Source organism: Endozoicomonas sp. ONNA2 (assembly GCF_024606365.1).
Classification (GTDB): domain Bacteria; phylum Pseudomonadota; class Gammaproteobacteria; order Pseudomonadales; family Endozoicomonadaceae; genus Endozoicomonas.
Genome location: NZ_JAHHPO010001001.1, coordinates 1 through 10820 on the forward strand (window position 1 = coordinate 1; position 10820 = coordinate 10820).

Annotated in this window: 6 protein-coding genes; 3 read left to right on the forward strand and 3 right to left on the reverse strand. The window is 51.0% G+C overall.

Features of this window, described 5'->3' with window-relative positions; all coding sequences use genetic code 11:
• The coding region (gene recC / locus KDK14_RS17665) for an exodeoxyribonuclease V subunit gamma (protein ID WP_257266509.1) at positions 1-2506 on the reverse strand (2506 nt) is incomplete at its 3' end.
• A gap of 80 nt (positions 2507-2586) precedes the next feature.
• Complete coding sequence (locus KDK14_RS17670) at positions 2587-2874, reverse strand: hypothetical protein (RefSeq protein ID WP_257266510.1); 288 nt, start codon at positions 2872-2874, stop codon at positions 2587-2589.
• A 203-nt stretch (positions 2875-3077) separates the two neighbouring features.
• Between KDK14_RS17670 and KDK14_RS17675 the strand changes: the two genes are divergently transcribed.
• Entirely contained in the window at positions 3078-8807 is a 5730-nt protein-coding gene (locus KDK14_RS17675) for a transporter substrate-binding domain-containing protein (RefSeq protein WP_257266511.1), read from the forward strand.
• A 55-nt stretch (positions 8808-8862) separates the two neighbouring features.
• On the opposite strand, the gene KDK14_RS17680 is transcribed toward KDK14_RS17675, so the two are convergent.
• On the reverse strand, positions 8863-9909 hold the full coding sequence (locus KDK14_RS17680; protein ID WP_257266512.1) for a folate-binding protein YgfZ: 1047 nt from the start codon (positions 9907-9909) through the stop codon (positions 8863-8865).
• A gap of 121 nt (positions 9910-10030) precedes the next feature.
• On the opposite strand from KDK14_RS17680, the gene KDK14_RS17685 reads away from it, so the two are divergent.
• Both KDK14_RS17685 and KDK14_RS17690 read left to right on the forward strand, forming a co-directional pair.
• Positions 10031-10297 carry a succinate dehydrogenase assembly factor 2 gene (locus tag KDK14_RS17685; RefSeq protein ID WP_257266513.1) on the forward strand — a complete coding sequence of 89 codons (267 nt, stop codon included), beginning with the start codon at positions 10031-10033 and terminating at the stop codon, positions 10295-10297.
• A complete protein-coding gene (locus KDK14_RS17690) occupies positions 10269-10724 on the forward strand; it encodes a protein YgfX (protein WP_257266514.1) in 456 nt (151 codons plus the stop codon). Before KDK14_RS17685 ends, KDK14_RS17690 begins: the two co-directional genes overlap by 29 nt.
• Positions 10725-10820: the final 96 nt, after the last annotated feature.

The following is a 10820-nucleotide window of genomic DNA, read 5'->3' on the forward strand; positions in this document are numbered from 1 at the left end:
CGGCATCGGGCAGGCGCGTCTTGATAAACTGGCCTGGCTGCTCTTCTGTACGGCTGGCCGCCGGTAACCATTCGTTGATGTAGCTGTAAAAGGTATGCCCTGTCTGCGGTTGATTCAGGAAGTTTCTGTGGCTGAACGGCTGCAGGGGATGTTCAATCACCAGCTGGTCTGATGGCAGGCCAAAACCCTGCTCGCAATAGTTGAGCAGTTCGGTGACCAGCACGGAAGGTATTCTTTCACTGTTGTCCTGTATCCGTCGGCCAACATAGCTGATGTACAGGGTATTCCGGGCCGAGAGCAGGGCCTCCAGGAACAGATAACGGTCGTCTACCCGACGGGAGCGGTCACCACGCCTGCCATGTCGGGCGATCAGGTCAAACCCGGCCGGGGCAATACTGCGGGGATAGGCACCATCATTCATCCCCAGCAGGCAGACAACCTTGAACGGAATGGAACGCATGGGCATCAATGTGCAGAAATTGACCTGGCCTGCCAGGAAGCGCTGACTGCTGCGCTCATGAGTCAGGCGCTCATTCAGGTAACTGATAAAGACACTGCGTGACAGGGGTTGCTGGTAGCCTGCTTCCAGCAGCTGTTCAAAGAGGTGAGCCAGGGTATCCCGGACCAGCCTGAGCGCTGCTTCATCCTCTTCCGAGCGGGTAAGGAAGAAGTGATCCAGCAGTTGATGGGTGAACTGGAGCCACTGTTCAATGGATCGCGGGTTATCCAGTTCATTAAGTAACTGTTCACAGCGATCAATAAAACTGGCCAGATAGCCCGCCAGTACGGCATTCATGCCCTGAACCTCATCCATGGGCAAAATATCACCATAGACGCCGGTGCTTTCTGGCATGGCATAGCCCAGCAGCATCCTTTTGAGCCCGAATGACCAGGAGTTGGCCTGCAGTTCCGGCAGGTCAAACCGGGTTTGGTGGGCAGGGGTCAAACCCCAGCGTATACCGGACTCATGGGTCCATTGTCTCAGGATGTCCAGGTCACCGCTGGTCAGGTTGAAACGGTATTGAATGGCGGGCACTTCCAATAGCTCCATAAGCTCCGGGGCGGAGCAGCGGCTCTGGTCCAGCGCCAGCAGTTTGAGGAATGCAAAGAGCACCGGGTGCTGGTTTTTTGCACTGATATCTGAAATGGCATAGGGAATACGGCGATGGTCATCCATGCTGCCAAATACCGCCTGAATCCAGGGGGTATAGCTGTCGATATCCGGCAGCATAACGACGATGTCTTTGGGGGTCAGCTCCGGGTTCTGCTCAAACATATCCAGAAGGTGGTCGTAAAGTACTTCCACCTCTCTGAGTGGGCTATGGCAGCTGTGAAAATGCAGCGACGGGTCGGTTTGCCTTGCCGTTTTCTGGTCCGGGGCTGTGCGGTCGTGCAGTTCGAAGATATCCTTTTGCAGATTGCCCAGCAGGGTATCTTTGTGGTCGCTGACAAAGACATCGATATCAAAAGCATCCAGGCCATGGAGCTGGTGGAAGTAGTCCCTGCCAAGTTTGCCCATTGAGCCCAGCAGGGGATTGCCGATGGCGTCCAGGTTGGCAAAGGCGTCAGGGTTGGCAAAGGCGTAAGGGTTCGCAAAGGCGTAAGGGTTCGCAAAGGCGTAAGGGTTCGCAAAGGCGTAAGGAGAGCCCGGGGAAAGTCCTTCCTTACTGAACCAGCCTTGATGTTTATTGCTGTCCTGCTTCTGTCGCCCCAGCAGTTTGCGGGCTGCCAGCCTGCGCAGGTATTTGGGGTCCCGTTCGTCTCCCCAGTAGTGCTGGCAGGGGTTAGCCACCATTAAATGGACATCGCACTGGCTGGACATCGCCTCCAGGGACTCAACAAAGTGTGGCGGCAGGGCAGAGATGCCAAAGACAAACAACCGTCGGGGCAGCTGTGGAGTGCAGTTCTTATCGGCCATGGCCTGAAGAAATCGGTGGTGCATATTGGCCCTGTGCCAGGGGGATTGTGCCAGTTCAGCGGTTCTTGTAACCAGGGCACGCCACAATTTCGGCTGCCAGGGCTGGTCAGAGGTGATTAAGGCAGTATCATTCCCCTGTTCCCAGTCCAGAATCCAGTCCGGGCGATAGACAAGGTATTGGTCAAAAATATCAGCAATTTTCCCGGACAATTGAAATTTCCGAATGTCATCGACATCGCTTGCCAAATATTGGGTTAGTGAAAAGAAGTCCGGGTCGTGTTTCAGGGCGTCAAGGAGATTCATCAGCTTCCAGGTCATGGACTCCTTGTTAAACGCGGATCGGGGTGGCACGTCTGGCAGGATGCGGGTATACATTTGCCAGAGGAAACTGGCCGGCAGGGGGAAATGGATACCGGCGGCGATACCCAGTCCTTTCGCCAGTTCCAGCCTGAGCCACTGGGCCATTCCGGGACTTTGTACCAGAATCTGTTCATCTTCCAGGGGATTGGCCGGAGGGTGTTGGCGAAACAGTTCGATGAGAAGGTCTTTAAGAACATCCAGATGATTGGAATGGTATATGGTCAGCACAGGGGAAACGTCGTCATTAACCGATAGATAAGGCTACTGTCGACGGTATCCGCTGTGCTGTCAACTGAATGGGTTGAATCTCAGGCCAGTCCCCTGCGGATGATGTTGTTTAACAGTCCTGTTTTATTTTTTGAACGACTCTGCTGACTATTTCCCGGTTTGCCGGCGTATGATGCATTAATTTCCTGTTCGGCTTGTTGTAAAAGCGCCAGGTCAGGGTTGGTCTTTTGCAGGAAACGTTGCCCGCATCCCTCACTGAGATGCAGCTTCTTTTTCAGTGCTTTCATTAAATCCATCAACGCCTCAGCCTGGGCAATGGCTTTTTTGCTGCTGTCGAGATGTTTAATCGATAATTGTTCGGTTTCCATGGCATTTACCTGTTGGTTATTCTCCTGATTATTTTAGCAAATAACCGAATTAGCTCTCTTTGATAGGTGATTGCCCGGATTCAGGGTAAGATACCCCGGCTTTTTGGTCCCCTGACTTACCCTGAATGACTATGCCCTTCGCACAGAGCCGTTTTTTTCGATCGATACCATGGACTTTGATATCTCTTATGGTGTCTTTTCTGATGCTGTCGATCAGTGCCGGTCTTTATGCAGCAGATGGCAAAAAGCCGATCAAAATTGCTTATTTCACCGATGATGCCCCCTGGATGTTCAACAACAGTGAGGGACAGGCTGACGGGTTGATCCATGATCTCTGGAAATTATGGGCAGTAAAAAATAATGTTGCGGTACAGTTTGTGGCGACTTCACCGGGACAAATAGGGACCTGGCTCAAACGTTCTGAGGTTGATGTGCTGGCCTATGTAACACCGGGTATGCGAGATGAATTACGCAAAAATGGCCTGGACAGCGCCATGATTTACCGCTTTGATCCCGTACTTTTTGTGGCAAAGAACCACAATATCAGCGGTTTTGAACAGGCACTGGCAAAACTCACCATAGGTTATGTCCAGGAACATAACATTCAGCCATACCTGAATAAATCCAGTGCCGGGGCGATTGTTGTGCCGTTCACCTCCTATGCGTCAATGATCAGGGCAACAGGAAATCGTCAGGTTGATGCGATTATGGGCGGGCGCGCCAGTATCAATTATTACCTGCATAGCCTTGGTATTGAAGATGAATACCAGGTTGTTCAGGCACCCTTGCCACCGGTTGAAATCAAAGCCGCTATTGCCCCCGGGCACCCGGAACTTGTCAGCCTTGTTGAGAAAGGGATGGCTAAAGTATCTGACCAGGATAAGGCTGGCCTGATTGAAGACTGGTTCAGGGTTACACCTGATCATTCTGAAAGTCTGGTGGTTGCCCTGGACCCTGGCCTTGCTCCGCTGTCTTTTATCAACGCACTGGGCAAACCCTCGGGCATGTTTGTTGATATCTGGAATTTATGGTCAGAAAAAACAGGAAGGCCGGTCAAGTTCAGGGTTAGCTCTGTCAGCGACAACATTGATGCCTTGAAAGAAGGCAAGGTGGATGTGATTGCCGCCGTCTCTCCGACCATGGAACGAAGCCAGTGGATGGCCCTGTCAAATCCCTATTATGGTTTGAATACCCGAATTTATTATCGTTCCACCAGTAAGATTGATGATCCCGGGGCTGAGTTGGCTGGAAAAAAACTGGGGGTTGTCAGGGCTTCAAGTCAGGCAGAGTTTGTTCGCCGCTGGTTGCCGGATGTTTACACTGTTGAGTACAACAGTGTGTCCGATATGGTTGAAAGCCTTTTCTCTGGAGAAATAGCGGCATTTCCTGGTGAGCCGGTGATTGTGCGCTCAGCCCTGAATCACCATGGCCTGGTTGGTGAGGTGGACTCCAGCGCATATTTTAATCTGAATGAGGTGGTTGGTGCAGGTCTGTTACTGAACAGATCTGTGGACTTATTGCCGACGTTGAATAATGGCTTTCGGTCAATTACCCCGGATGAGTTCCGTGCCATTGAGAATCGCTGGATTAGCAGTAACCAGAATCGCTATTTTCGCAGCAGTGGCTCAGTGGTTGAATTGAATGACTCCGAGCGTCGCTGGTTAGGTGAAAATCCAGTGATCAGCGTACTGGTGGATAATAATAAACCGCCATTTTCTTATATCAATAGCAGTGGACAGTGGCAGGGGATAGCCATTGATTATCTCAAACTATTGGAGGAAAGGCTCGGTATCACTTTTCAGCTCCATGATGAGCCCGTGTGGGCCGATGCCCTGAGTTTGGCATATCGACATGATGTGGATGCCGTGGCGATGCTGCAGAAAACCGAAGAGCGCAGTCGCTATCTGAGTTTTACCAGGCCATTGGTCAATGTCCCCGCAGTAATCCTTGCCCGGGTATCCGACAACCGCATCCGCTCTCCAGCCCATTTAAAAGGGAAAAAGGTGGGTTTTGCCCCGGGCTATGTCACTTATGAACTCTTCCGGGAGAAGTACCCCGGAATCAATTTTGTCCAGATCCCGGATATTGCCACAGGGTTGAACCAGGTTGCCAGCGGAGTTCTTGATGCGGTTGTGGTTAACCTGGCTTCCGCCAGTCATGAAATAGAGCGCATGAAAATAACCAACCTGCAAGTGGTTGCTGAAGCGGGTTTTGACTATGAATTCAGTGTGGCATCGAGAAACAACTCGCCTGAACTGGCCTCTATTCTGGCAAAAGCCGTTGATACCATTACCCCGGAAGACCGGGAAACCCTGGAAAGCAGCTGGTTGTCCATTCATGGCGGCCTGTGGCGACCCAATAAAGAGTTATTTATTGGCCTGGTATTGATTCTGGTGACATTGATTCTCATTGTTTACTGGAATCGTCGTTTGACCATAGAGATTGCCGACCGGGAGAAAGCAGAAGAAGGGCTGCGGATCCGTTCCGAACTGGATCGCCTGCTCAGTGATATTTCCAGGCATTTTATGGATCAGCCGGTTCATCAGGCCAATGACTATTTTCTGAGTCAGCTGGGTGGGTATCTCCATGCTGAAGCCGTTTGTATCTTCTCCTGGAAGCCAAGGGCCCGTATTGAATATTATTGGTCATGCCGACCGGATCCTGACCCGGTAGCCTTTGAGCCATTGTTTGACCACGACTTTACCGGTGTTTATGGAGAAGTGAAAACGGATCAGGTCAATATCCTGGTTCGTGATGAAGTATTGCGCAAGGGTGACCTTGAAGGTGCTGCAATCCTTGATGGTTTGGGGGTTTCTCTGGCGGTTTATGCCCCTATGATGCTCTTTGGCCGTGTGGTAGGCGGCATTGGGTTGATCAATATTCCCGAAAAATACCAGGTCTACATCCATGAAATGGATTTGCTCCATCGAATGGGTGAGCTGGTGGCCGTGGCCCGGGATCGTCAAAATGCTGAAGATGCCTTAAGGGTCAGTGAGGAACGCTATCAGCTGGCCATGGATGCGGCTTCCGATGGTCTCTGGGACTGGGATGTGAACGGGGATAACATGTATTTCAGCCCCCGATATCAAACCATGCTTGGATACCGACCCGGAGAGCTGTTGGGCAATATCCGGGCCTGGTGGCGACTGCTTCATCCAGAAGATAAAAGCTCAACCATTCATTTTTTTGAGCACCAGCTGGAAACTTCCGATAACTCGTTCCAGTTTGTTTACCGTATCCGCAGAAAAAACAGCAGTTATTGTACGGTTCGCAGTAAAGGGAAGGTGGTTTTCAGGGATGCGATGGGTAAGCCCATGCGGGTCATCGGTACTACGGTGGACATTACTCACCAGATTGAACGGGAACGTGAGCTATCCATGGCCCGTTTCTCCCTTGATAGTGCCGGGGATCATATTCACTGGTTCAGAAGGGATGGCTACCACAAGTATGTCAATGAGTCTGCCTGTAAAGCCCTGGGGTTTTCCCAGGAAGAGTTACTTCAGCTGTCCATCATGGACATTAACCCGGCGGTTACCCACAGTTCCTGGAAAAAGCTCTGGGAGCAGCTGGTGCTGAGAAAAGGGATGACCTACGAAACACTGCGAAAAACCTCCGATGGCACGGTTTTTCCGGTAGAAATCACCGCCAACTATATGGAGTATGAGGGAGAAGGATACCTCTTTGCTTCTGGCCGAAATATTACCGATCGAAAACAGGCGGAAGAAGCGTTACACAAGGCGAAAGAAGTCGCTGACCAGGCCAATCAGGCGAAAGGCAATTTTCTGGCCAATATGAGCCACGAGATCCGTACGCCGATGAACGCCATTATTGGCCTGAGTCATCTGGTTCAGGAAACGAAGCTTTCCTGCCAGCAGCGGGATTACATCAGTAAAATTCAGACCTCCGCCCATGACCTGCTGGGCATCATCAACGATATTCTTGACTTCTCAAGAATAGAAGCGGGCAAACTCAATATGGAAAATATTGAGTTTGACCTGGGGAGCGTTTTTGACAACGTCTATAACCTCAGCAGTATCAAGGCCAGGGAAAAAGGCCTGACACTGACTTACGATATTCAGCCTGATGTTCCCAGGCACCTGTGGGGTGATCCGCTCCGGCTCGGGCAGATTCTGATCAACCTCACCCATAATGCGCTCAAGTTCACCAGTGAAGGCGAAGTCAATGTATCTGCCGGGTTGATCTCCACCAGGCAGGACGTGGTCAGGCTTCAGTTCTCGGTGACCGATACCGGTATTGGCATCAGTCAACAGCAGCAGGGTAAGCTGTTCCAGTCATTTTCCCAGGTTGACGGCTCAACGACCCGGAAATTTGGTGGTACCGGATTGGGACTGGCGATCTGCAAGAACCTGGTGAACATGATGAATGGGGATATCTCGGTTGACTCAGAGCCCGGCAGGGGCAGCACCTTCCGCTTTAGTGCTGAACTGGGTGTCGCCCATCAGGCCCTGGCGCTGGAACACTCTCTGGCAGGGGTTCGGGTACTGGTGGTGGATGATAACCCGGAAGCAAGGGCGATGCTGATCAGTCATTTGCAAACAACCGGGTGTGAGATCCGGGAAAGTGGCCATGGATATGAAGCACTGGCGCTGCTAAAAGAGAAGAATTCCAGTGCTGATGAGGCTTTTTCCCTGGTGCTGATTGACTGGAGAATGCCTGATATTGATGGCATTGAACTGGCAGAAAGTATTCATAAACTCCACCTTGCCATTGAACCCAGGCTGATTATGGTGTCGGCCTATGGGCGCGAAGAGCTTATGGCAAGAGCCTCCGGTGAAGTGGACGCTTTTCTGATTAAACCGGTCAATCGCTCCGTTCTGGTGGAGACTGTCCTGCGCACGCTTGAGCGTACGAATATTGTGAAAACTGAGGTGATCGAAGAAGCCCGTTTTTGCGAGATCATCCCCAGAGGGCGCATACTGCTGGCTGAGGATAATGAGATCAACCGCCAGGTGGCCCGGGAACTGTTGCAGGGTATGGGGCTTGAGGTGGTCATGGTCAGCAACGGCATTGAAGCGGTTGAGCAAGTGAAGCGCGAAGACTTTGACCTGGTCTTTATGGACATTCAGATGCCTGAAATGGATGGCTATCAGGCAACCCGGATAATCAGGAAGAAGCTTGGCAAGGATAAGCTGATTATCATTGCCATGACCGCCCACGCCATGACCGGTGACCGGGAACGCTGTCTCCGGGCTGGCATGAATGATCATATTTCCAAACCGTTAAGTCCTGATGCCCTCAGGCAGATGGTGCGACACTGGTTGCAGGTAGGGGAAACCGATGTGCTTCAGCCTGTTGTTGTGCCACAGGCACCTGCGAGTTGCCTGACTCTGCCGGGAATAGACGTAGAGAATGGCCTGACCAGGCTTCAGGGAAACCGGACGCTTTATGAAAAGCTGTTGATCGACTTCTACCATGGCCAGCGGCAAGACCTGAGTCAATTACAGGGACTTCTGGCAGCCGGTAAATGGCATGAGGCTTGCCAGTTGGTGCATGGGCTGAAAGGGGTTGCCGGTAATTTAGGGGCAAACAGGTTGCATGACCAGGCTGCTCAGCTTGAGCAGAGTTTACGAAGACAGGGTGACATGCCCGATAACCACTTGATGGACTCATTTGCACTGGCCTTTGATCAGGTAATGGAAGGCCTTGAGCATTTGCCGCCGGTGAAAGACGATTTGGAACCCGCCGGGGAAGGAACCATTGAACTGGGTGAGCTGAAAGAACTGATTGATGAGATGGAACAAAAGCTTGGTGAAGGCGATGTGGATGTGGTTTCTCTCCTGCCAACGATCATTCAGGGGCTGAAAGATCAGATTGACCACAAGGAACTCAAGTTATTCCAGGATGCTGTTATCAGTTACGACTTTGAAGAAGCCTTTGGGTTGCTGCTGGAAATCAATAAGAGTATCCGCTGAGAGTGGGTATAACTCTCCCAGAGTCCGCAGGGGCTCCGGGATTGGCCGATGGTTACTATTTTTTCAATTCAGCCCTGGTATCTATGGCATAGGGTAACTTATGAACCTGCAGCTGGTGGCCTTTTTCTGTATCCAGAAATACATCGTTGGCCTCAGCCGCGTCTATCCGGATAACGGCCAGTAATTCAACGTTGCCATTTTCGACATTGCGGGCACGCTGGATGACTTCCCCAACGGGCTTGCCATCACTGTTGCAAAGCCGGGTGTTAATGGCCGGTTCTTCGGTGCTTTCCAGGCTTAACCAGTAACACCGGCTTTTCTGCTGCCCAAGGTTTTGCATCCGGGTCACAATTTCCTGCCCGGTATAGCACCCTTTTTTGAAGCTGACCCCGCCAAGGGAAGGTTGATTGAGATGTTGGGGGATGTATTTATCAATGGTTTCCTGACACAGTTGTGGGATTACTGACTCAATATCCAGCAACCCCCAGAAATCTTCCGTTGCCGGTGTCAGTAATATGGTCAGTTCTGGCCATAACAGGGGAAGGTCATCCTGATGGAGCCAAAGCTCATAACGAGTCCTGGTGCCAGGGACTTTGATCAGGTAGCACTTGCCAAAGACTGTGATGACTTCATTTTGCCCTGGAAGTGATGAGCCGGGGAAAATGTTGGCCAGCAGGGTATCGATATTGGCTCCCGACAGGCCGAGAGCCAGATGGTCTGGTTGATGGGTGAGACTGACCTTAAAAAAAACGGCGTACTTTTTCAGGGTTTCTATCGTGGTTTCAGTCAGGCCTGAGTTCATGGTCAATAGATAGTCTTCACCATTGTCCATGATTTTGAAATTGCTATACATCCGTCCTTTAGGGGAGCAAGCCACCCCGGTACTATAATGATGAGCGGCAAGTTGAAGCATATGTGTTGAAATTTGCCCCTGCAAAAACTTCTGGCGATCTGTGCCGTCAACCCTGATAAAACTGTGGCCAAAGAGTACTGAGACAGCATTTTCATCCAGTGTTTGTGGGGTTTTGGCAAAGCCTGTCAACTGCTCCTGTGCAAAAACAGCGCCCTGGGTTGTTAAGTAGGTCTTCCAGTCGGTGGCCATCTGATTACCTTGTTATCGTGTAGCAGCAATGGATTGAATAGATGCTGGCATAATAGAAGATTATTGCTGCGAATTTAAAGGTATAATAACCGGCAAAATACATAATAGGAGTTATTCTAAAATGCTGGGTGAAAATGAATTGAAATGTCTGCAGTGGCGCAGTCGTCGTGGGATGCTTGAGCTTGACGTGCTTTTGGAACCTTTTACCAGGGAGGCGTTGTCTGAATTGAGCGAGGCTGATCAGCTGACCTATGTTCGCCTGTTAGAGTGTGAAGACCCGGATCTCTTCAGTTGGTTTATGAGTGGTACCAGGCCTGAAGACCAGGCACTGAGCCGCATGGTTGACAGGGTATTGGAACGTGGGCGTTACCAGGGCGAGTCTTTGTGAAGTTACTGTAAGAAGCTCCCGTTACCACCTGATTTTACTACTTGTCAGCCACAGTGCCGCCTTTGTGGCACTGTGGCTTTGTTCAGTCTGGCCTGTGTTCAAGTTTGCCCTGGCCATAGCCGTGGTTTTTCATTGTTACCGACACTACCTGCAATTTATTGCCCGGAAGCGGCCGACCAGTATTGCTGCCATTCGTTTGCTGGAAGACCAATGGCGCGTAAACCTTGCAGGAGTCTGGTATCGCGCCTGGCCTGAGGGTGAAGTTGTTGTTACCTCAGTGTTGATCTGCTTTAAGTTGAGGGTTGAGGGTAAGCGGCATCCTTCATTCCTGATTCTGTTTCCGGACAGTGCTGACCCTGTTGAGTTGCATGGTTTCAGGCTAAGGCTGATGCTTGAGTCTGACGCCCTTTTTGATGGAGAGGGCTAGGAGGTAATGGCACTGACTTAAGCGTGAAAGCCTTGCCATATAAAGACTTTCACCACAAAGGCACAAAGACACAAAGGAAGAAAAAAGAAATCTTTT

Coding starts and splice junctions, on each gene's coding strand:
- KDK14_RS17685 (WP_257266513.1), top strand. CDS start 10,031: ATGCTGGGTGAAAATGAATTGAAATGTCTGCAGTGGCGCAGTCGTCGT.
- KDK14_RS17680 (WP_257266512.1), bottom strand. CDS start 9,909: ATGGCCACCGACTGGAAGACCTACTTAACAACCCAGGGCGCTGTTTTT.
- KDK14_RS17675 (WP_257266511.1), top strand. CDS start 3,078: ATGCTGTCGATCAGTGCCGGTCTTTATGCAGCAGATGGCAAAAAGCCG.
- KDK14_RS17670 (WP_257266510.1), bottom strand. CDS start 2,874: ATGGAAACCGAACAATTATCGATTAAACATCTCGACAGCAGCAAAAAA.